16 protein-coding genes are annotated in these 23,840 nt (G+C 59.7%); 13 read left to right on the forward strand and 3 right to left on the reverse strand.

Features of this window, described 5'->3' with window-relative positions; all coding sequences use genetic code 11:
• Positions 1-97: 97 nt before the first annotated feature.
• Positions 98-526, reverse strand: a complete 429-nt coding sequence (locus KFF05_12320) for a flagellar biosynthesis protein FlgI (GenBank protein UTW50728.1) — start codon at positions 524-526, stop codon at positions 98-100.
• A 420-nt stretch (positions 527-946) separates the two neighbouring features.
• Here KFF05_12320 and KFF05_12325 point away from each other — a divergent pair, with 420 nt between their 5' ends.
• From KFF05_12325 to KFF05_12375, 11 genes are all read left to right on the forward strand, one after another.
• Positions 947-1,990 carry a Fe(3+) ABC transporter substrate-binding protein gene (locus tag KFF05_12325; protein ID UTW50729.1) on the forward strand — a complete coding sequence of 348 codons (1,044 nt, stop codon included), beginning with the start codon at positions 947-949 and terminating at the stop codon, positions 1,988-1,990.
• Between the two features lie 239 nt (positions 1,991-2,229).
• Entirely contained in the window at positions 2,230-3,795 is a 1,566-nt protein-coding gene (locus KFF05_12330) for an iron ABC transporter permease (GenBank protein ID UTW53694.1), read from the forward strand.
• Positions 3,796-3,833: 38 nt separating this feature from the next.
• A complete protein-coding gene (locus KFF05_12335) occupies positions 3,834-4,904 on the forward strand; it encodes an ABC transporter ATP-binding protein (protein ID UTW53695.1) in 1,071 nt (356 codons plus the stop codon).
• 225 nt (positions 4,905-5,129) lie between these two features.
• Positions 5,130-6,779: a flagellar hook-basal body complex protein gene (locus KFF05_12340; protein UTW50730.1), complete on the forward strand. Its 1,650-nt coding sequence runs from the start codon at positions 5,130-5,132 to the stop codon at positions 6,777-6,779.
• A 293-nt stretch (positions 6,780-7,072) separates the two neighbouring features.
• Positions 7,073-8,233 carry a flagellar basal body P-ring protein FlgI gene (locus tag KFF05_12345; GenBank protein UTW50731.1) on the forward strand — a complete coding sequence of 387 codons (1,161 nt, stop codon included), beginning with the start codon at positions 7,073-7,075 and terminating at the stop codon, positions 8,231-8,233.
• Entirely contained in the window at positions 8,233-8,562 is a 330-nt protein-coding gene (locus KFF05_12350; GenBank protein UTW50732.1) for a rod-binding protein, read from the forward strand. Before KFF05_12345 ends, KFF05_12350 begins: the two co-directional genes overlap by 1 nt.
• A 28-nt stretch (positions 8,563-8,590) precedes the next feature.
• Positions 8,591-9,034 (forward strand): hypothetical protein, encoded by a 444-nt coding sequence (locus KFF05_12355; protein UTW50733.1) that lies wholly within the window; start codon positions 8,591-8,593, stop codon positions 9,032-9,034.
• A 36-nt stretch (positions 9,035-9,070) separates the two neighbouring features.
• A complete protein-coding gene (gene flgK / locus KFF05_12360; GenBank protein UTW50734.1) occupies positions 9,071-11,389 on the forward strand; it encodes a flagellar hook-associated protein FlgK in 2,319 nt (772 codons plus the stop codon).
• Positions 11,390-11,400: 11 nt separating this feature from the next.
• The gene (locus tag KFF05_12365; protein UTW50735.1) at positions 11,401-13,818 is read left to right on the forward strand and encodes a hypothetical protein; all 2,418 of its coding nucleotides are present in this window, start codon (positions 11,401-11,403) and stop codon (positions 13,816-13,818) included.
• Between the two features lie 183 nt (positions 13,819-14,001).
• Positions 14,002-14,496, forward strand: a complete 495-nt coding sequence (locus KFF05_12370; protein UTW50736.1) for a hypothetical protein — start codon at positions 14,002-14,004, stop codon at positions 14,494-14,496.
• A 96-nt stretch (positions 14,497-14,592) separates the two neighbouring features.
• Positions 14,593-16,539, forward strand: coding sequence for a tetratricopeptide repeat protein (locus KFF05_12375; protein UTW50737.1), 1,947 nt, complete (start codon positions 14,593-14,595; stop codon positions 16,537-16,539).
• A gap of 104 nt (positions 16,540-16,643) precedes the next feature.
• On the opposite strand, the gene KFF05_12380 is transcribed toward KFF05_12375, so the two are convergent.
• Positions 16,644-17,465 (reverse strand): hypothetical protein, encoded by an 822-nt coding sequence (locus KFF05_12380; protein ID UTW50738.1) that lies wholly within the window; start codon positions 17,463-17,465, stop codon positions 16,644-16,646.
• Between the two features lie 198 nt (positions 17,466-17,663).
• On the opposite strand from KFF05_12380, the gene KFF05_12385 reads away from it, so the two are divergent.
• A complete protein-coding gene (locus KFF05_12385; protein UTW50739.1) occupies positions 17,664-20,111 on the forward strand; it encodes a hypothetical protein in 2,448 nt (815 codons plus the stop codon).
• Between the two features lie 85 nt (positions 20,112-20,196).
• Positions 20,197-22,305: a motility associated factor glycosyltransferase family protein gene (locus KFF05_12390; protein ID UTW50740.1), complete on the forward strand. Its 2,109-nt coding sequence runs from the start codon at positions 20,197-20,199 to the stop codon at positions 22,303-22,305.
• Between the two features lie 21 nt (positions 22,306-22,326).
• Here the strand turns inward: KFF05_12390 and KFF05_12395 are convergent, their stop codons facing one another.
• A complete protein-coding gene (locus tag KFF05_12395; GenBank protein ID UTW50741.1) occupies positions 22,327-23,691 on the reverse strand; it encodes a tetratricopeptide repeat protein in 1,365 nt (454 codons plus the stop codon).
• Positions 23,692-23,840: the final 149 nt, after the last annotated feature.

Below are 23,840 nucleotides of genomic sequence, written 5' to 3' on the forward strand. Positions count from 1 at the left end.
CCGGAGCGCCTAAGGGCAAGCCATCATTTATCCCGGCCTGGGGACAGGAAATCCATTGATTTCAGGGAAATAGAAGACCGTGCCCGGACGGGCCGGTTTATCGGGTCAGCTTGGCCAGTTCAACTTCGGCGCGGAGCTCGATCTCATCAATCAGGGCATTCAGCCCCGCATCGTCGGTTGCCGGGCGTTTTTCGCGCAAGGCCTGCGCCAGTTCGATGACCTTTTCCTTGGGCAGATTGCCCGTCAAAAGCGCCATCTGAAGGTCTTCGAGACGATCAAGAAGCCGGTCGCCGCGCGCCATCAACAGGCCTTTGGAGCGGCCCTGAGTCGCGTCATCGGCCGCCTGCATGGCCAATACGGCGTCAACGCCGGCGACGGCCGAGCCCGATATGGTGCCTGCCGCCTGCTCCGCCGTGTCGGCGGTCGCCGCGCGCAAATCATCGGCGAAGGCATCCGACGACGACGCGCCCGATTTGCGCTTCGATTTGTCGACACCCTTGGCGGGACCGATATTGGAAACCTTCATTATCTGACCTTTCCCCGCGACACCGACCGCGGCCCCGCAGTATGGCGCGCCCTTTATTGCCGGGCGGTTAATTTTTCGGAATTTCCGGATACCGCACCAGCCGTTCGCCTGCGCGTGACACAGTCTGGCCCATGACACGGTAAAACACCAGACCATTGCCCACTTTCGTGCACCGCTGTGGCAGCCTTCACAAGCCCTGGTTAGGCAGTTTCACGCCTTCCCGGCACGAGAACGAGAATGACTTGCAAACTCATAATCAGACCGTTATAACTGGCGCAAATATTGATAATCATTCGCAATCTCACTTTATGCTGGGATTAGGCCGGGGATTGCGAACAACCGTTCGACACCTACAAACCTCTGGGATTTCACAACCAAACCAACGAAGGACACTGACCCGTGGAAACCAAAACGCCACATATGAAACGCCTGTTTGCGGCCGGTCTTGTCGCCGCCTCGACTGTCTTCGGCGCCACCACCTGGGCCCAGGCAGCCGACCAGGAAGTGAACCTCTATTCCTATCGCCAGCCGTTCCTGATCAAGCCGCTCCTCGACGCTTTCACCAAGGAAACGGGGATCAAGGTGAACGTCGTGTTCGCCAAGAAGGGCATGCTGGAAAAGATCAAGGCCGCCGGCGACAATAGCCCCGCCGACGCGGTGCTGACCGTCGACATCGGCCGCCTGTACGCCCTGAAGGAAGGCGGCGTTCTGCAGGCCGTGAAGTCCGATACCCTTGAAAAGAACATCCCCGCCCACTTCCGCGATCCGGAAGGTCTGTGGTTCGGCCTGACGTCCCGTGCCCGCGTGGCACTGGTTTCCAAGGAACGGGTCAAGCCGGGCGAACTGACGTCCTACGAAGACCTGACCGACCCCAAATTCAAAGGCCGCATCTGCGTGCGCTCCGGCAAGAACGCCTACAACGTGGCGCTGATCGCCTCGATGATCGCCCATCATGGCGAAGAAGGCGCTGAAAAGTGGCTTCAGGGCGTGAAGGCCAATCTGGCCCGCAAACCCCAGGGCAATGACCGCGCCCAGGCCAAGGCCGTGTACGAAGGCGTGTGCGACATCGCCATCACGAATAACTATTACATGGGCAAGATGATGACCAACGACGAGAAGCCCGAGCAGAAGAAGTGGGCTGCCGCCGTTCGTCTGACCTATCTGAACCAGGGTGACCGCGGCAACCACATGAACGTTTCGGGCGCCGCCGTAACCAAAAGCGCCAAGAACAAGGAAGCTGCGGTGAAATTGCTGGAATTCCTGTCCGGTGACGCGGCTCAGAAGATCTACGCCGAAGACAATCAGGAATACCCGGTGAAACCCGGTGTTCCTTATTCGAAGCTCGTCCAGTCCTGGGGCGACTTCAAGGCCGATACGCTCTCGCTTGAGAAAATCGCCAAGCTGCGGCCCGCCGCCTCCCGACTGGTGGACAAGGTTGGATTTGACGACGGACCCGGCAGCTGATTCGTTCCTGAACGAACCAGCTGGCAGAAGCGCTGCGGGGTCCCCCCCCGCGGCGTTTTCTGCTTTTGTGCCCTCCGCAACCTGGGAGTTCACACGCCTTGCCGCACCCCGCCGCCGTCGCTGACCGGCCAGCAACCCGATACCAACTCGCCCGCCTGATCCCCGACCGCTGGGGGATCATAACTCTTGCCGTCGCACTGTTCGTCGCAACGCCCCTTATCGCCGTAGCGACCATCGCCATGACCCCGGCGCCGGATATCTGGCGCCATCTCTACAACACTGTACTGTTCGGCTATGTCGAGCGAACGGTGATGCTGATCGGCGGGATCGGCCTGGGCACCTTCATCATCGGCACGGGCACGGCCTGGCTGGTGACCATGTGCCGGTTTCCCGGGCGTGGGCTGTTCAATTGGGCCTTGGTCCTGCCGCTGGCGGTGCCGACCTATATCCTGGCCTTCGTGTTCACGGACCAGTTGGAATACGCCGGCGCGGTGCAAGGCACCCTGCGCGAGATCTTCGGCTGGCGCAATCGGCAGGATTACTGGTTTCCGGAAATCCGCTCCATGGGTGGCGCTGTCACCGTCATGACCCTGGTGCTCTATCCCTATGTCTATCTGCTGGCCCGCGCGGCTTTCCTTGAACAGTCGGTCTGCGTGCTCGAAGTCAGCCGCACGCTCGGCAAAAGCGCATGGCAAAGCTTCTGGAACGTCGCCCTGCCGCTGGCCCGACCGGCCATCGTCGTTGGCATGACCCTGGCCATGATGGAGGCACTCAATGATTTCGGGACCGTCGACTTCTTTGGCGTCAAGACCTTCACGGCAGGCATCTACGACGTCTGGCTGAACATGGACAACATCTCAGGCGCGGCGCAGTTGGCGTCGGTCCTGATGATCTTCGTCGTCGTCCTGGTCGTGCTTGAGCGGATGGCCCGGCGGGGGCAACGCTATCACCATACCTCGACCAAGATCCAAGCCTTGCCCAGTTACCACCTAAGAGGCGTCAAGGCCGCTCTGGCCGCCGCTTTCTGCGCCTTGCCGATCCTGCTCGGCTTCGTTCTGCCGGCATCGGTCCTGGTGTCCTACGCCGTGGTGTTCTTCGACGTCACGCTGCAGGCCAATTACCTGACCATCACCCTGAACAGCATCTCGCTGTCCCTGGGGGCTGCCGCCATCGCTGTCGCCATCGGATTGCTTCTTGCCTACGGGTTGCGCATGGGCTCCGGCCCCCTGCCCCGCGCCGCCGTGCGCTTCGCGTCGATCGGATACGCCGTGCCGGGCGCCGTGTTGGCGATCGGCGTGATCGTACCCATGGCGGGCCTGGACAATTCGATCGACGCTTTCTCGGAACGGGTATTCGGTGTATCCACGGGGCTGCTGTTCAGCGGCACCGTGATTGCCATTCTCTACGGTTACTTGGCGCGGTTCCTGGCGTTGTCCTTCGGCACGATCGAGGCCGGGCTGGGCAAGGTTTCACGCAACATGGACGGCGCCGCGCGAACGCTTGGGGCGAACCCGTTCCAGACCATGTCCCGCGTCCATTTTCCGCTGCTCCGCACTAGCCTGTTGACGGCGGGCCTGCTGGTGTTCGTCGATTGCATGAAGGAACTTCCCATTACCATCATCCTGCGCCCCTTCGGCTATGACACGCTTGCGACCTTCGTGTTTCAGTACGCGTCGGACGAATTGTTCGAGGAATCGGCGCTGGGCGCGCTGACCATCGTCGCCGCCGGCTTGATTCCCGTGGTCATCCTGGCCCTGACGACTCTGCGCAGCCGCCCCGGCCACACCGGCGGGGGGCATCCATGACCTCCCCCATGATCCCTCCCGCCGCCGCGCCGACGACCATGTCCAGGGCCGACGGCCTGCATATGCTGAACGTCTCGCATGCATTCGGCGATCACACCGTGGTGTCCGGAGTCTCCGTCTTCGTCAATCCGGGTGAACTGGTCTGCCTGCTGGGGCCTTCGGGATGCGGCAAGACGACCCTGCTGCGCCTTGCCGCGGGGCTTGAGGACCTACAGGTCGGGCGCATCACCATCGGCGAGGATACGGTCGCCGACGGCCAGGGCGGTGCTCAGATGCCGCCGGAGAAACGCAATGTCGGCCTGATGTTTCAGGACTTCGCCCTGTTCCCGCATCTGACCGTGTACGAGAATATCGTGTTCGGCCTGGCGGAGAAGGACCGGACCCGCCGGGAATGGGCCCGTGACACCCTCGCGACCATGGGCCTCGGCGATTATGCTGATGCCTTTCCCCATACCCTGTCCGGTGGTCAGCAGCAGCGCGTCGCCCTGCTGCGCGCCTTGGCGCCGGCCCCCCGGGTGCTGTTGTTGGACGAACCGTTTTCCGGCCTCGACGTCAACCGCCGCGCCCAGATCCGCCAGGATACGTTCCAAATCCTCTCGCGCTCCGGTATCGCCACCTTGATGGTCACCCACGATCCGGAAGAAGCCATGTTCATGGCCGACCGCATCATGGTCATGCAGGACGGACGCATCGTTCAGTCCGGCACGCCGGTCGAGATCTATTTCCACCCCAAGACGGTGTTCGTCGCTGAGTTGTTCGGCCCCGTCAACCGCCTCGACTGCCGGGTGGAAAACGGCGCCCTCGTCTCTGCCCTGGGGCTGTTTCCCGCGAATGACCTTGCGGAAGGCGCCGAAGTCCAGGTACTGGTCCGCCCCGAAGCCCTGAACCTGTCCCAACCCGGAACGGCGGACGCGGGCGTCCCGCTGACGGTGGTTTCGGCGCGCTCGCTCGGACGCTCCACCCATCTGACCCTGTCCTTGGGAGACGACGATGCTGGGCCCCTTTTCAACGCCCGGATGCCGGGGGTGTTCCTGCCGGAAATCGGATCGCGGGTCAGCGCCCGGGTAGCGCCGGAACATCTTCTGATTTTTCCCAAATCGGCCCCCTGAACGCCCCTGCGTCGGCGGCAGTTGAAGCGCCCACCCGGCACCCAAGGCGGCAAGAATTTCCCCCCAACATGGCCCCGGGGCGGTCATGGGGCAGACTTTGCCCAGGCCTCTTTATAAATTTTCTTTGTTTTCAAATAAATAGCCCCCCTCTTTCTTGGCATCGACCTTGCAATAATTTACGCGGGAAAAACCGAAGAGGGTCCCTGGACGCGGGGACATCGAGACATGAGTTTGGGCATTTTTCAGCAAGCGACCTCGGCCATGATGGGCCAGTCCCACAAGCTGAGCACCATTTCGCAGAACGTCGCCAACCTGAACACCGACGGCTATAAGCGTACGGACACCGAATTCCGGACCCTGATGAACAAAGGGTTCACCTCGATCGGCGCGACCACGGCGGAAGGCGCCTCCGGAACCTCTCATTCCGACCTTGGCGGCACGGCTCCCGTAGATTTCCAGCGCATATCAAATCAGGGGCAGGTCCGCACCACCGACCGCAATCTGGACGTTGCCATCATCGGCAGCGGCTTTTTCATGGTCTCGCCCGACATTAATGTGAACGGCAACATCCAGTATACCCGGCGTGGCGCCTTCGACATCAACGTCACCGACCTGACGGATTCCGTAACGCTTTCGGACGGCACGGCAGCGACCGTGAACCAGGGCTATCTTGCGGACCAGTTCGGCAACTTCCTATTGGGCTATTCCGTCAATCCGGACGGCACCTTCACCCTGGGCACGCCGGCGCCTATGCGGGTCGACCAGTTTGCCTTCGAAGACAGTGGCGAGGAGACAACGACAACGTCCCTCGACGTCAACCTGCCGGCCGATGACGCCGCAGGAACCGTGCGCAACGGCAGCATCGAGGTCGTTGACACGAGCTTTAACGCCCAAAGCATCCGCGTCGACTTCACCAAGGCGTTCGACGCGTCGAACGAATGGGATTTCCGCCTGATTGGCGACAATATCGCCAGTGTGACGTCGTCACCCGGGGGGACCTACACGCCCGTGACGACCAGGACTTATGATGCCTTGAACCCGACCTTGCCAATTGATGCGATACGGTTTTCCACCGTCGCCGGCAGCGGCGGCGTGATCACGGCATTCTCCGACCTCAATCCGGGCGGCGTTAGTCCACAACTCGGCACGCAGCTTGCCGGCACCTTCGCCGGTTTGAAGCCGGGTGACTCGATCACCATTGCCGGCAGTGGCGCCAACGACAGCACCTATACGATTGCCAGCATCTCCGATAACCAAGCAGAGATCACGCTGGCCGCCGCCACCCCGTTGGCTGCCGATAATGTCGTCGGCGATGCCATTACCTTCTCATCGACGGCCTCGATCCCACAGCGTCTTGAATTTGGCAACAGCGGGGCATTGACCTCGGATTCAGAATATACCTTCGACGTCACCTTCGATGACGGTGAAACCGCAAGCTTCACCCTTGATGCCAGCAGCTTCACCCAGTTTTCCGGCGATTTCTCCTTCGCCAACTACGAACACAACGGCGCCGAGTCGGCCGCCCTGTCCAACCTGAGTTTCGGGCCCGGCGGCGAGATTTACGGCGAGTTCACGGACAACACGCGCCGCGTTCTCTACAAGGTGCCGTTGGCGATCTTCCCAAACCCGGATGGCCTTGCAATTTCCAACGGCCAAAATTTCCAGGAAACGGAAGCCTCCGGCGAGCCGAACCAGGTCTTCGCCGACGAGTCCGGCTTCGCGACCATACTTGGAAACGCATTGGAAGGGTCCAACGTGGATCTCGGCACGGAAATGAGCCGCCTGATCGCGGCCCAGGCCGCCTACAATGTCGCCGCGACCAGCTTCAAGACCGCCGATGAAATGCTGCAGGAAGCCGCCAACCTCAAACGCTAGCGGCGCGCCCCTGCCGGGTTTCTCCGGTTATGCGGATGTTTTTCAGGGCGGCCTTCGGGCCGCCCTTTTCGCTTTCAGGGGCCCGGCAATTGTTGCCCATGATGGGGTGTCTCTTGCCGGGAAAGCCCGATCAAAGGCCGCGTCCCCGGAAAATTAATCGTTATATTTCAATTAGTTGAGACGCCCCCTTGGGTGGCACGCTTTTCGCTTAATAACAGGTGGGAACAACCATGGCCCGCAAAGGGCCGGCATCAGTCGATTGAGACAATGAAATGATGACGAGAACGGGAAAAATGAACAGCGACAAGACCTCGGGCCGCGGCCGCCTTGCTTCGGCGCTACGCCTGGCCGCCGCCGCCACGGCGTTTTTCGTGGCCTTGAGCATTGGCCTGCCCGGCAGTGCCGGCGCCGCGTCGCGCATCAAGGACATCGTGGATTTCGAAGGCATCCGTGAAAACCAACTGGTCGGCTACGGCCTTGTCGTCGGCTTGAACGGCACCGGGGACTCGCTCTCCAACGGCCATTTCACCAAGGAAAGCCTGCAGTCCATGCTCAACCGCCTGGGTGTGCAGACGACCGATTCCGGCCTTGATTCCAAGAACGTCGCCGCCGTCATGGTGACCGCCAACATGCCGCCGTTTTCCCGCCAGGGCTCGCGCATCGACGTGACGGTGAGTTCGCTCGGCGATGCCGACAACCTTTTGGGCGGCACGCTTCTGGTCACGCCGATGCTCGGCGCCGACGGCGAGGTCTACGCCGTGGCGCAGGGACAGCTCGCGGTCGGCGGTTTCACCGCCCAGGGCAACGCCGAAACCGTGACCAAGGGGGTTCCGACCTCGGGCCGCATCGCCAACGGCGCCATCGTTGAACGTGAGGTCGCGTTCGAGATCGGCGACATGGAAGTGGTCAAGCTGAGCCTCAAGAACCCGGATTTCACCACCGCGCGCCGCATTTCCCAGGCCGTCAACGCCTTCCTGGGCACCACCGCGGCGCGGCCGTCGGATCCCAAGACCGTGCAGCTGCACGTTCCCGACAACTATCGCAACAACGTGGTCAATCTTCTGACCGACATCGAACAGTTGCGCATCGAGCCGGATCAGATGGCCCGCGTGCTGATCGACGAACAGTCGGGCACCATCGTGATGGGTGAGAACGTGCGCATCTCCACCGTCGCCATCGCCCAGGGCAGCCTGACCATCCGCATCACGGAAACCCCGCAGGTGTCCCAGCCCGGCCCGTTCGCCGAGGTCGGCACGACGACCACCGTCGACCGTACGGACGTGCAGATCGACGAAGGCCAGGACAAGCGCCTGACCGTGTTCAACGAAGGCGTCACGCTACAGGATCTGGTCAACGGCCTGAACGCATTGGGCATCGGACCGCGTGACCTGATCACCATCCTACAGGCCATCAAGGCCGCCGGCGCCCTCCAGGCTGAAATTCAGGTGATGTGATGAGCAGTCCCATCGATACCACGCTCGTCGGTCTGCAGACCGCGCCTTCGGCCAAGGCCGGGGCCCTGACCGGCAAGACGCACAACGCAATGTCCATGCAGCGCATGCGCGCCGTCGCCGAAGATTTCGAGTCGGTCTTCATTTCCGAAATGATCCGCCCGATGTTCGAAAACATCGAAGCCGAAAAGCCCTTTGGCGGCGGCCCTGCCGAAGACATCTGGCGCAACTTGCAGATCGACGAATACGGCAAGGCCATTTCCAAGGCCGGCGGCGTCGGCATCGCCGATACCGTTCTCGACCAGCTTATCCGCATGCAGGAGGCGCGCTGACAAGCGCCCGACAGGAGGACCAAATTTCATGGAACCGATGGAACGTCTTGAGAAGATGGTCGAACTGACCGACCACTTAAGCGACCTAGTCGAAGCCGAGAACCTGGCGCTCGAAGAACGCCGGTTCCTCGACGTGGAGGCCATGCTCGAAGACAAGGCGACACTCGCGCGCCTGTATGAAAACAGCATGAAGGATTTGGACGAAGCCAACCTGGACTGGAAGGCAATTCCGCCCGACCTGCACGAGAAGCTGACGACCGCGGGCACCCGCCTGGCCAACGCCGTCGGCGAAAACGCCATGCGTCTTGAAATCGGCATGACCGCCAACAAGCAGGTCATCGATTTGTTCGCCGAAGCCGTGCAGAAAGCCGTTCCCCATTCCGGCACCTATTCGAAGAACGGCCGCACCGGCAAGGAAGGCACCCGCGCGGCTGCCAATTCCGTCGCCGTCGCTCTTGACCAGAACCTTTAACCGCCTTCCGACCGAACACACGGGAACCGAACGACCATGGGCGACATCACACAAGCACTGAGAGCGGCACAAAGCGGCCTGCTGGCGAACCAGACAGCGCTCAACATCGTTTCCCAAAACGTCGCCAACGTGAATACCCCGGGGTATTCGCGAAAGATCATCCAACAGCAATCGGTGGTGCTGGCCGGTCAGGGTGCGGGGGTGTCGATCGCCGACTTTACCCGCGTCGTCGACAGCGGCCTGCTCAAGTCGATCCGCCAGGAGTTGGGTGAACTGAACAGTGTCTCGGTTCAGGAAGGATATTTCCAACGCATACAGGAAACGTTCGGCACCCCGGGAGACAACACTTCCATCTCGCATATTCTGGAAGAGTTCAAGGAAGCGGCGGAACTGCTCGCCGTGTCTCCGGATCGTATCCTTGAGCAGAGCGAACTCGTTCGCCAGGCCCAGGCAGCAGTTGAAAAATTCGCCGCCATGAGCCGGACGATCCAGGATTTGCGTCTCCAGGCAGACCAACAGATCGCCGCCGTCGTCTCCGAGATGAATCAATTGACGGCCGACATCGATCAGCTCAACGACGACATCATCCGCTTTGGTTCGACCGGCAACGACACCACGGACCTTGAAGATCAGCGCGACAACAAGATCGACCGTCTTTCCGAATTGGTCGATATTCGTTTCTTCTCGCGCAACGATGGCGACGTCGTCGTGTTCACGTCCTCAGGCCTGACGCTCGTCGATACCATTCCGCCGACCATCACCCACGAGTCCGCGGCCGCCATGAGCTCGACCTCGACGGTCGCCAGTGGCCAGATCGACGGCATCTATGTAGGCGAACGGCTTGCCATCAACGACCTGACGACCCAGGCCCGCGGCGGTCAGCTGGCCGGGCTGCTCGACATGCGCGACGACGTTCTGCCGAACCTGCAGTCGCAGCTTGACGAATTGGCGGCCCAATTGCGCGACCAGATCAACCTGGTCCACAACCGCGGCACGCCGTATCCCGGCCACCAGGAACTGACCGGTCAGCGTATTTTTGCCCTGCCTCAGGAACAGACGATTTCTCTGAGTGGAACAGACGACGTTGCGATTGTGTTGATGGACGCCGACGGCGCCCAGACGGTTTCGATCCGGCTGTCCGAAATCCTGAGCGGCACCGGCAACGGCCAGACCTTCGGTGACGGCACCGACGACAGCGGCGGCATCACCATCACGGAGATGGCCGCACGGCTTGAAGATTTCTTCCAGCTGAACGGCGCCCCCTCGGCATCGGTAACACTGAACTCTCAGAGTCAGCTGTCGATCAACCTCAACAACACAGCGCTCGGCTTCGGCTTCCGTGACGAAACCGGTTCGGCGGATGGCAGCGACTTCGAAGACGCCTCGATCCAGTTCGACAAGGATGCCGACGGAACCGTCGATGAAACCATTTCCGGGTTCTCCAGCTTCTTCGGCCTGAACAACCTGTTCGTCGATGGCCTGGCGGAAAACATCTACGATTCAAACGTGCTCAGCTCCAGCTTCGTGAGCACCTCCGCGGTCCTCAGCTTCCGTGATGCGAACACGCCGGACACGGGGTCGGGTCCCGAATATCTGGGACAGGTGGTCATTCCGGCCGGTGCGACCCTGCAGCAGATCGCCGACCTGATCAACAACGGCGGCACGGACACATCCGGAATGTTCTATCCCGTCGGCGCGCCCGTCGCCGGAACCAGTTTTTCGGCGGTCGAAAACATCACGGCCTCCGTGATTCCGGATGGCTCAGGCTTCCGGCTGCGCATCGCTCATGACGACGGTAGATCCTTCACCATCACGCATTCCGCCTCTCCCGGCGGCGCCCCGGCGACCGCCGGCACGACACTGCTCAGCGAACTAGGCATGAAGGAAGCCGATGTTCGGGTATCGTCCGCGATTTCCGTACGGCAGGATATCATCTCCGCCCCCAGTCTTGTTTCCTCCGGGCGCCTGGAGTTTGATTCAACGAAGGGTCAGGCCGGCGAATATCTGACCTCTCCCGGTAGCAATGGCGTCGCCCAGGAACTGTCCGCGATATTGTCCAACTCCAACTCATTCGCCGTTTCGGGCGGCCTGCCGTCGTTGAACGTCAGCTTTTCCGAGTATGCCTCATCGATCATCGCACGCAGCTCGTCGCTTGCCGACACCAACGATCGCCAGATCAGCAGCCAGCGCACCTTGACCGAAAGCCTGCAGTTCAAATCCGACAGTATTCGGGGCGTCAATCTGGACGAGGAACTGGCGGACCTGATCGTCTTTGAACAGGCATTCTCGGCAGCAGCGCGCGTGATTTCCGTCATCCAGGAAATGATTGATCGCCTGGAACAGGCCGTGGCCTAGGGGATTAGACGATGACCAGAATCAGCAGCTCCGCCTCCAACACCATTCTGATTAGTCGTTTTCTGCAAACGCAGAGGACGCTGCAGGATCTGGAAACGCAGGTCGGGACAGAGAAGCGGACTCAGACCTACAGTGGTCTCGCCCTGTCGTCCCAACGTCTGCTTAACATTGAGAACGCCAAAGCCAGCCTAGAGCGTTTCAATTCAAACAACGACCAGGCCCAGCTTCGTCTCGACGTTCAGACAACGGCCCTCACCGGGATTCGCGGCGCAATTTCCGATTTCCGGGAACTTCTACTGGGCTTTTCCAATGGCGACCTGACCGACCCGGAGCGGATCGAGCAGATCCAGGCCGATGCCTTTCGTTCACTGAAGGACATTCAGAACTACCTGAACACCGAGGCTGACGGCCGCTATGTCTTCGGCGGCGGCACGGTTCGCACGGAACCGGTCAGTTTTGGTTTATCGACGGTGTCGGCGTTCCAATCAATTTACGACGGTGCACGCGTCACGTATCCGACGACGCGCGAAGCGCATCTGGAAAAGTTTTCCATCAGCCGCAGCAACGTGGACCTGAACCCGGCCCATCTGACGTTCGAGCAAACCGACGCGGGTACGGGCAAAAGCCGAATCAATACCACCGCATCCAGCGGCCAGTTCCAGAACATCGCCGCCGGCACGACGATCACGATATCCGGCACGGTCGGCGGGGTGAACGACGGCGTCTATACGGTCGACAGCGTGGACCCCAACGGTCTGTGGATCGATGTGCGGACGGAGCAACTGACGGATGAAGGCACCGCCCTCGTGCCGATCTTCGCGGAGTTCAGCTACCCTGATCCCGAAGACCCCCGGCAAATGACGAGCATCACCACCAACGTCACTTTCGATCGCCGTACCAATACCATCACGGCCATAAACGCCGATGCCCTGGAAGCCATTCCGGAAGGATCGATGGTCACCATATCGGGCACGACCGACAACAACGGCTCGTTCACGGTCGCCAGCAACGACGGCACGGACCTGGTGGTCGAAAGCAAGCGCCTCGTTTCCGACGGCGGTTCCAACAGCACCCTCGAAGTCTTGGGGGGCGCCAACCCGCTGACATTCTCCGTCGGCACCGGCCCTGACGGCGAAGACCAGATCATCACCAACACAGCCACCTTCGGAACCCTGGAGGCCGGCCAACGCATCAAGATCAACAACACCAATACGGAAAACGACGGCAAGATATTCACGGTCCAGAGCGTTGCCGACGACGGAACAAACGTGACGATCACCTTGGCGTCGGATGAAAGCCTGGATGATACCGTCCCGACCGTCACTACGGGTGTGGTCTCGCTGAACGCTCTGCCGTTCTCCTTCAACGCGGCGGAACGGAACTTCTATTTTGACGCGGGCGCCGCCGGCGCCGACGAGGTTGTTTTCACGGATGGCGGTGCGGGCCAGGACACGATCGCCCTCACCGGCGCGACCTTCACCGACGCGAAGGGCAACCTGTTGCCGGCCGGCACGCGGATCACCGTCAGTGGCGGCACCGGCAACGACGGCACCTACACGATCGAATCCATTTCCACCGACGGCACGACCGCGACCCTGGTCGCCACCGACAACCTTGCCGGCGGCACCGCGACCGAAACAGCGGCCGTTCTGGCCGGAACCGGGTCCATTACCTACACCGACAACGATCCCGCCGCGGACAGCATCACCCTGGGCGGCGGTTATTTCCGTGACCCCGACGGCAACAACCTGCCGGCCGGCACCCGAATTACCTTCGCCGGCACCACCGGTGGCCTGAACGATAATACGTACACGATCGCCTCGGTCTCCGCAGACGGCCTGACGGCAACGCTGATTCCGACAGATGCGGTCGATGACACCACCCCGACGCAAACCGCCGGCACGATCAGCGTTGGCGGCACGGTCGGCACCATCTCGGCGACCAGCTATTACAAGGGCGACACCTCGACCCAGACCCACCGCGTCAGCGAGTCGCGGTCGTTCGAATTCGACATCACGGGGATCGACCCGGCGTTTGAAAAAGCGATCCGCGGCATGTTCCTCATTCTGCAGGGTGAAACCGGCACCGAGGGCGGCCTCGACCGAAACCAGAACCGGATCAGCGAAGGGCTGTATCTACTCGACGATGCCCTCGACCGGACGAACAATCAGCCCCCTCCGTTCGGAGCAGAGTTGGACAGCAACATCGAGGAAATGGAAATCATCCTCGGTTATCGGGCCGTGTTGCTGAGCGATGTAAAGAAATCGAACGAGACGATTATCTCTTCGTTCCAAACCAGCGTCTCGTCGATAGAGGATATCGACCCGCTTGAAGCGATCACCAAGCTACTGGATACGCAGCGCACCCTGGAGGCCTCCTATCAGACCTTCGCCCGCGTCCGTCAGCTCAGCCTGTCGAACTTCCTGTAATCTTCCCGCATTGACGGCCGTCACATTCGTATATTTTTCTGTAGGTTAGGGTGTTATGCCATCCGACCAGTTGCGCTCGGCGTTAATCTTATGACAACTTAATTTGTCGATGATCGGATGCTAAATTTATCGATGAGCGCATGCTAAGATGCGCTGCTGTTAATTTGGGAATGCATTCAACAAATGCCTCCATACGAGAATCAGGTCAAAAAATACGAACGTCGCCCGACCGTCGGGAATCCGGCGCAGACGGAAGCCTGGGCCCTTATTGAAGCGGCCAAGCGAATGGCCGTCTCGATTGCCTATGACGCCGGTGACGCCAAAGCCACCAAGGATGCGCGCAAGGCGTCACTGCGCCTGAATTGGCGGTTATGGACGATTTTCCAGTCTGAATTGACGACCGAGCGGTCCGATGTGCCCGACGAAATTCGGATCAACATGCTGACGCTCTGCAAGTTTGTCGACAAGCATACGGTCGGTGCCTTGGTGAATCCGACACCAGAGGCCATCACCGTTTTGATCGATATTAATCGCAATATCGCCGCCGGTTTGGCGCAAATTCCAGAAGAAGCCGACCAGGCCGAGGGGCAACCTGCGACCCCATCCAAAGGCTCGGCCGATGCGGCGCCTGCGCCCGACGGGCCGCCGGAGCGTCTGAACATCGATACGGAAATTTGATGCCGCGGGCGGCCCGGTCACATCCGCAGCCGTCAGCTTGACATACTCACGTCCGGACATCCACTTCTCGGCCTCACCGATAAGCACCCCCCCATCATGATGAACAAAGACGAAAATACTAAGGATTTCTACGACGGCGTCAGGGACGCGTGCCGCCTGATTTTGAACCGCCAGACCCAGGAAGGCCTAGACGCAATCGATGAATTGCAGCGTCAGCGCCCAGAGGCGGCGGAAGTCTCTTACCTCATGGGGCTTGCCGCCATAACGATGGACGAATACGGCAAGGCTCTGGTCATGATTGAAGAGGCCCATGACCAGGATCCCGAATGCTACGAGTATTCCGAGGTCCTGGCCAATCTACATGTGCGCGTCGGCAACCTGAACGAAGGTGTGTATTTCGCCAAACTATCGACGACCCTGGAGCCGCACCCTTACGTATTCGACCTAATTCCCGCCGATATGACGAATTTCTTCGTTTCCCTGGAGCAGGCTGCAGTCCCGCGCCATTACATCTACGGCTACGTCAAACTGTGCAAAAGCGAATTCGAAATCGCGATCCGTGAGTTCAATCGCCACCTCGCGCTTGACCCTCTGTCGATGGAAGCCCACCGGGATATCAGCGCCGCCTATCTTGCGATTGGCCAGTACGAACATGCGATCTTCCACATCCAAAAAGCGCTTGAGCTTGCTCCAGACGATTCCTCATGCCATTTCCGCGCCGGCCAGGTGAGCAAACGAATTGGCGCCCACGATCCCGCCCTCTATCATTTTCGTAAAGTCCTCGCGGACGAGGAGGACTCCCTGGAAAGGGCTGCGGCGAGCTACGCCCTAGCACAAGGCCTGCCTAATTTGGATAAGGCCGCTTTGGCGGAAATGAAGGCCGGTCTCGACCGGATAGTGTCGGATGTCGCCGCGCTTCCCGAAGAAGCCCAGCCGATCTCGACGCGAAAAGACCGTATCCATGTCTGCTATGTGGTTAACAATTCCTGGCATTACGATGTCGCCTCGCACCTTGAACCTATTCTGCAAACCCATGACCGCAATAAATTCGAGGTTTATCTGTATCAACAGAACCAAGGCAGGAGTGCGTTCATCCAGCAGTTGAACAACGCGGCCGACCTTGAACGAAAGCTTTGGGAAGTCGATAACGAAATGGCGTCGATTCTTGTCGGCGGTGACGAGATCGATATTCTGGTCAACATGTGCAGCCCTGAACTGGACAGCCGAGCGACCTTGTTCGCCATGGCGCCGACGGCGATTCAGGTCGGCTTTCACGGTGCTAATTTCGGATTGGGCGCGCCCGGCATCACGCATGTAATTACCGACCCTTCTAGCGAAGAAGCGATGCGAGCCCAGCTTGGTGAAGGACAGTCCTTGATCACTCTGCTGCCGGGCATGTGGACCATGAAGCCGTCCTACATGCTGCCCGACCCAACGGAATCGCCGGCGGAAAAAAACGGATTTGTCACTTTCGGCGCCCATTGCGTGCCCGAAGAGCTGACGGAATCCACTGTAAAACTGTTCGCCGACGTGCTGAGACGGACCCCGAACAGCCGCCTGTTGCTGGGGGCCGCCGGCAACTGCGACACCTATCCTGGCCGCCGCTTCAAGGATCTTCTGAACGATGCGGAATTGGCCTCCCGTGTCTCCGTGTGGCCCGACGAGGGCGTCGGTGAAAAGTGGATGCCCAACCCGAATTACTGGCGGGATATCGATATTTTCCTGGCCCCAGGTCCGCTGACGGCACCCTTGCGGGCAGCCGACGCATTGTGGATGGGGATCCCGGTAATCTCGCTTACCGGAACGCTACCCGCGGAATGCATGGCAACCAGCATCCTCGCGGCGGCGGCAAAAATGCAATGGTCACACAATGATCCGGATAACTGGGTCAGTAAGGCCACAGAGCTTGCCGCGGATTCTCTCGCGCTGGCCAGCCTGCGTGCGTCCTTGCGCGATGATCTCCGTACTAGCGCATTATTCAATCCGCTTGCCCAGGTGCGCGCGTTGGAAACTCTCTTCACGGAACTGGTCGACGCACGCTGACCGCCCTGCCCTACGTGCAGGCACCGCGATAATTGGCACGACACGCGAACGGCGCACTTAAAATGCGTCCCGTTCCCTCAGCAATCGCCGAGGGGGCCTTATAATCAAGAAATGATGTTAACTGCGGAACCCGGCGGTGGCATCATGGGTTTGAGGCTGTTTGCGAGCGCATCGCTCAGGCCGGAACTGATTTCAAACGAAATGGAAATCGCCCGCAACAGGTTGCCAAGGTCTGCCTCGGCGGAAGCGATCTCATCCTCCCGTCTGGCCTTTTCCTCGGACGTCAGTTCGATCAGTTCGGCTTCCACATTGGCAAATTTCGATTGAATTTGCTGTTCGACGCCCAGCGTCGTGCTTGCTGTTTGCTGGGATACCGTGATCGCGACGCTGACTTCCGTCTGCAACGCGGTCAAGGAATCGGAAACAGCAGCATTGTCCGTCAACGGGCCCTCTGTCACCTCCAGAGCTCTGATTGAGGCGACGTCTTCTTTCAGCCGTTTGATGACCTGAGCGTCGTTGATGTCCGGGTGCGAGAATACGTAAAGGCGCTCGATCTTATCGGCGACGATATCACGCTGCGCCTGGAATGCGGCGACTTCGTCCGCATCCACGTTCGCATCCGTATTGAAGGTCTGGAACAGGGTAGAGACCTCGTCGAAAATGGTTTCCAAGGCCCCCGCATTGTTCAAATTGCCCTGGCGAAAATCCTGCAAAGCCGGCAAGGAATCCAGCAGGGCCTGCTGGCGCTCGGACAAATCAGTGATCCGCCGCTCGAGCGTCGACGACGTCGTGGTGATATCACCAATCTTTTCGTTGTGACGACCGATCAGCGCGTTTTGCAGCAGGTTGAACTGCAATTCAAAGCCCGACCGTTGATTGCGCAACGCCGTGTTGGCGAGAGTATATGCAAACGGTGGCAATTCCATTTTGCGTCTACTTTCAATGCAGGGAGATCATCTCCCGAAGCCAAATCCAGAATCCTCACTAGGCAAAAATTGCCGAGTAAAATCCATGACTTAGAATATACCACAAACATGAAAATTACGCGACATCGATTCGACATCGCGCTTCTGCGGGAGAAATCTAGGTCGCGCCCATTCAGGGTTCAGAGTAGGATTGAGGGCATGACTCCGAACCAACTTGTTGACCGCATCCGGCGTGGCGACGTCGACGACGCGATCACGGATTTTCTGGCTGCGACTCCCGAAGCAACGCTGGAAATGCTCGCCGTGAACGCCATGAACTGGCAAATGCCCGACGTCGCCGAAGCGATTTTACGCCGGTTATTGCGTGACGATCCGGAAAACCTGGGAGGACAGCTGACTCTCGCCAAGGTGCTTTACGGTGCAAGACGGTTTGCCGACGCGCTGCCACATTTCGAGTTCACCGCCCGGCACATGCCGGATGATGCCTGGTTCCAATCGGGGCGCCTCTGGGGTTACAGCGTCCTGGGCCAGCTGGATGCACTGCGCGACGCAATCCTTGAAATAAAGCAGCAAATTCCGGCCGATCGGCACGTCAACTGGCAGCATGCACGACAGGTCGAGAACATGCCCGACATCACCGTCCGTACATTGGCGGCGCGGATCGCCGAATTACGGACCCGGTCGGTCGAGGAGCGGCGCGCCCACGCGGAAACAACCAAGGCCGTCACCTGGACACCGCGCCCAAGAAAGGCCCCACTCACTGATGGGATCGAACTCTTCGGGTGGTCCTCCGGCCTTTCCGAAGCGCGCGCCTGGTTCGTTGTCGACGATGTACACGACATTCCCGCGACCGGCAGAGTACAGGACGGCGCGACCCTGTGGTCGGCACCGTTCATACCATCCGCCGGAAAGCACCATCGACTGCGCCTTTACCTTGAGATCGATGGACAGCGCTTTGATGGTGGCGAAGTGACGTACAACAGTCCCCAACGGCAGCCTCCCGCTGCCACGACGGGATCGGCGTCAGAGAACGGCTCGACAAGCTTAATCATGACCGGCTGCGTCGCCGCCACGGGCGACGCGGCGCAGTATCGGTTCGAATACGGCCGGTCCCCAGACGGGCTCGTGGGGAAAACGCCGTGGCGGCCCGTTCCTGGAAAACGCAACGCCCGCTTCGTCGCATCACCGGAATGGGCGACGTCGCGCAGCTGGTACTATGGCGGCGCAATGACCTGGATAGACGGCCCTGCGCCGAATTTAACGGTCCATTGGCCCTTCGCTCAGGATCCAAATCACATATCAGGCATTGGCTTCATGGAGCTGCTGTTTGCGTGCTGGCACAACAGCTGCCAACACGACGGCAATCAAAGAGCACGGGAGTGGGAGTGTTCCGATCTTCGAGACGCCGTGGTTTCCGTCCGTTTGAATGCCCGCGATCTTGATCCGAAAAACTACCTGCACTGCCTCGGCATCGGCAATGTATCAACCTATTGGATGTTGAGTGGGCAAGCCGTCGATCTATCCAGCTTGGGCGACGAAGCGACCGAATTGACCTTCACGCTCCCCTCCGACCCGGCGCAATGGACCATTGCCGGCACCAACCAGATCGAACAACCGGACCACGAACGCTACAGGTACGGCCCGCTGGATCATGCCTTGGCGCGCAACCAGGGAAATTTGGTGCTGATCGCACCGTTCGGGACGCCCAGCGAAACCACGACAGGCGCGATCTCTATCGGCGAGTTCACCGTTTCCTATCGGGACAACAATATCCTTCATCCCGACAACGGCGCGGTGCTGATCGACGGCCCGTCACTCTCCGCCTGCGATCCCGCAAACCTGACGAACGGCATTTACGGCGACCCGGATGCGGGATGGTTCCTGTGCGGACATCCTGACACGCCCCCACGGTTTGTCTGGGAACTCGCGGCCCCTCAGGCGATCACCACCTTGGTCATCCACCAAGACCCGGTGCTTCCGACAACGAAATGCCGGGTATCTCTCAGCGACGGCACAAACACCCCCGATACCTGGCAATTCGATCTGCCGGTACCTAAAGCGCCCTACGATCAGCCTGCTCTGAAGATCGCTGCCTTCGAGGGCTCGGGAACCTATACCCGGGTTGAACTCGAACTCCTGGAAGGGACATACCCAGAAGGCCGAGGTTTGCAATCCTTCGAAATCTTCGCAAAGAACTTCGCGCCGCCACCAAGTGACCTTCCGGCCACCGTTTCCGGGGACATTCAAGGAATGCAGCCAGGCTCAAGCGTGCATTACCGGGTCGTCACCCGCACGGATACGGAAACAGCGGCAGGCGAGGTCCAGCGGTTTGATTTACCCGCGGAAAACAGTCCTCCGCTCCTCCACCATGTCACCCTCTTTGAGGCATCCGGGACCAAGGCAATCTTCCAGGTTCGCGCCAATGCCATGGGCGACATAGCTGAATTGTGTTGGTGTTTGGACGACGGTGACTGGCACAGCCTTCCCCTGGGGTGGGAACAAACGCCGGTCCACCGCTATATCGTGCTGCCGAATGTGCCGGAAGGCACGCATCGGTTAACCGTTCGCGCCCGAAGCGCCGCCGGCGACAGCCCGGAAATCATCCACGACTGGCATATGCCTGGCCACAACCAGGATTCGCCATAATTTACGTGATCTTAAGGCCGATCGTGTTGATTTCTTAGGTTCGAATTCGCATTGTAATGCGCAGTTGAGTCAGGATCCCGGAACTATGGAAATCGATATCGCGACCGCCCCCGACACCAGCGCCAAAAAAGAGGAATCATCGTTGTTTGAGCGAAGCTGGCTGGTGCCCTCGACGGACGAGGAGCGTGCCAAACTGCGCGAACACAACCTCAGTATCTTCAAGAAAAAGTACCCGATTGTTCATGACCGTTTGGTCGGGTTCCAAGCGCGCTCGCAATTGATTTTCGATGACGACGGCCATCCGGACATGGTGTTCGCCGACACCAAGTTCTACAACGGCGACATTGATAACTTCACTGACCGCCAGTTCACACAGTACTGGCGCAATCCCAACCGACTATCCATTGCGCCACCGTCACCGCAGGCCGTTGACAGCCAGGTCGCTCGCTTCCTGTATTCCATGCTGACGCGGATGAAGGACGAAGAAGGGGTTCAGTTCTCGGTCGGCCGAACCAATCCGAATGCGTTCTATGCGATCGTCATGGGCATTGGCCTCGGACGTCACATCCCAAAACTCATGGAAGCCTCCAAGTGCCGCAACCTCTTCCTGCTGGAGCCCAATTTCGAAGGGTTTTACCACTCCCTCGAACTGATCGATTGGGCCGTCCTGATCATGGAAATGCAGGAGCGCAACGGAGATATCTTCTTCTATATCGGCGGCACGCCGCAGGACTGGATGGATGGCCTGCGTTACCAAACCCGGGCCACCAATCCTAATTCACTGGATGGGACTTACGTCTACACCCATTACAACAACCCGTTGTTCGTCGAATTCTCGGCAAAATTTAACAAGGAATCCCAACTTCTCCTGACCGGGCTTGGGTTCTTCTATGACGAACAGATCATGTTGCGGAACACCTACGACAACATGGTCGGGCACAGTTCGCGGATTTACAAACGCGCGGACAAAGACACCGTTCAGAAAGCGCCGGCGGTCATCGTCGGCTGCGGCCCGTCCCTTGACAAGAACATCGAAGACATCAAACGCATCGCTGACCGGGCCGTGATCTTTTCTTGTGGCTCGGCCCTTGGCCCTTTGATGGATGCGGGGATCAAGCCTGATTTTCAGCTTGAGCTTGAGAATATCGCCGTCATGCGCGTGATGGAATATGCCGCGGAAAAACACGATCTTTCAGGTATCTGCCTAGTCTGCAGTTCGACCGTTGAACGGCAGATCAAGGATTTCTTCGACGAGGTCGTGTACTACTTTCGCCCGGCTCTATGCCCATATCCTATTTTCTCCGGCGACCCGTCCACCTGTCTGGCCCATCCCGATCCCACGGTTGTCAATGTGGGGCTTAGTTTTGCCAATGAAATGGGCTTCAAGGAGTACTACTTCTTCGGCACCGATCTCGGACAGAAAGATAGCTCCCAACACCACGCAAAATCGTCTTTCCATTATTCCGACAAGGCAAAAGACGAGGTTCTGCAGGTTTTCAGCATCGAAGTGCCGGCCAACTTCGGCGGCAAGGCAAAGACCAGCCCAGGCCTGTTCTGGGCCCTGGACACGGTGCAACGTTGCATTCTGTATTCCGGTCCGACCAGCCGCTACTACAACTGCAGCAATGGCGTGCGCATCAACCGTGCGACGCCGAAATTGTCGCGCACGTTGGATCTTCCGGAACTTGAGGTTTCACGCGCAGATACGGTCCGCACAATCATCGAAAGCTCCCCCGAAATGACGGAAGAGGAATTCGAAAAGCGTTGGCAGCCGGAACGAATGATCGACGGCATCAATGCCGTGCTTGATGAGGTCATCGATATTCACGCGACCAATGATATCGTGGAAGGCAGCGATCACATGATCGCCGTCGCACCGTTGTTTTATCAACAACATGCCAGCCCGTTCGACAACTACGCGGGCTTGGTGCTGCGCGGTTCGGTAAACCAGGCGATGATCGCCATGGATTATTATCTTTCGCGCATCACCGACGAATCAAAATACGAAATCGCCGCCCAGATCGTACGGGAAGAGTTTGACAATCTTGCCGAGCGGATGCGCCAAGTGGTCATCAAGCATATCCGTTCCCGGCGTCACGGAATTGATTTGCGCGAAGAATATCTGAGCGGTGTAGACGACGATGACGGGCTGACCGACGAACAGCGCGAATTGCTGACGATCCCCCAAGATTGAGGCATCTTGCTCCCCGCGCCGTCAATTGCCGGCGAATTCCCTAAGGGCTGTCGCAACCTCGCCGGCCACGCCGTCCCAATCACCCGCCGTTGGCTGGCGAAACAGGCGCATGGTCGGGTACCAGGGTGTATCTGAGCGATCCAGCATCCAGCGCCAATCCGGCACCCGGGTCACCATCGTCCATATGGGCCGCGCCATCGCCCCGGCCAGATGCACCAGCGATGTATCCACACCGATCACCAGATCCAGTGCCGAAACGGTGGCGGCGACTTCCTTGAACGGACGCGCCTTGCGGAACAAAGGCCGGATATGGTGACCGAACGGCACCGCATCCATCTGCGCCGCCGCCGGCCCAATCTGAAGCGAATGGAAGACCACCCCTTCGACATCGAATAGCGGCGCCAATGTGAAAAGGTCAACGGAGCGTTGGCGGTCGCGCTTGTGTCCCGGGTTGCCTGCCCAAACAAGCCCGACATGACGGACACGACCGCCGGTCCCCAGGCGGTTCCGCCAATACGCCACGCGTTCCGGCGCGGGCCGAATATAGGCCCCATCCCAAGGAACCGTGTCGATCTCCGTCCCGAAAACGCGGGGCAAACTCATCACCGCAATTTGAACATCATGGGGCGGCAGGGGATTCCCCCGCGCAACGACCTCATCGATCCCCGCGATACCGGAAAACAGATCCGTGAGCGAGGCCGGCGCCTCGACAATCACGCGGCCAACACGCGCCCGAGCCAACGCCGCATAGCGAATGAACTGAATGTTGTCACCTAACCCCTGCTCCGCTTGGATCAGCAGCGCACCCTGTGGCAGATTTTCACCGGACCACCCCGGCTGGCGCGAGCGCCGGGGGGCCAGCCCCACATTGTCGGCGCGGCTCCGCAGGTCGAACCCTCGCCACCCTTCCGCCAAGCGCCCCGTGACCAGATGCAAAAGCCCCAGGTTGTAGCCGGCTGTCGGATTGTCCGGGGCGATCGAAAGAATTCTGTCGAAATACTGCTCGGCGGCGGTGAAGTCTCCCTTGGCCGCGAGCAAACCGCCCATGTTCAAAAGGGCCCCTGGGTTGTCGGGCAACCTATCGCAAACGAACCGAAAATCGGCCTCAGCCTCGGTGAGGCGGTCAAGGTTTTGATAGACAACGCCACGGGCATTTCGGGCTTCCAACATCTCGGGAACCTGCTCAAGCGCCAGATTCAACGCCTGAAGCGCCGCGTTGTTGTCACCCAGCTGGATGCTCACCCTGCCGATTCCGCACAACGCCCCGGGATGGTTAGGAACCGCCGCCAAAATAGCCTGCAGGTTCGGAATGGCGTCCATCGGCCGTTCCTCGCCAAGGCTTTGCTCTACCCGCGCCAGGGCGGACTGGATTTCCGGCTCAGTCATCTGTGACGCCATGGTCTACACGCGCACTCCATTGACAGGCCGCGGTGATCGCCGCCCCTCATGTTCACCAATTCTACAAGAAAAACCGCCGCCACCGATAACGGTGGCGACGGCTTTTCTGACCAATTGCCGGAAAAGAAGCCGCCGAG

Source organism: bacterium SCSIO 12827, from assembly GCA_024397995.1.
Taxonomy (GTDB): Bacteria; Pseudomonadota; Alphaproteobacteria; order Rhodospirillales; family Casp-alpha2; genus UBA1479.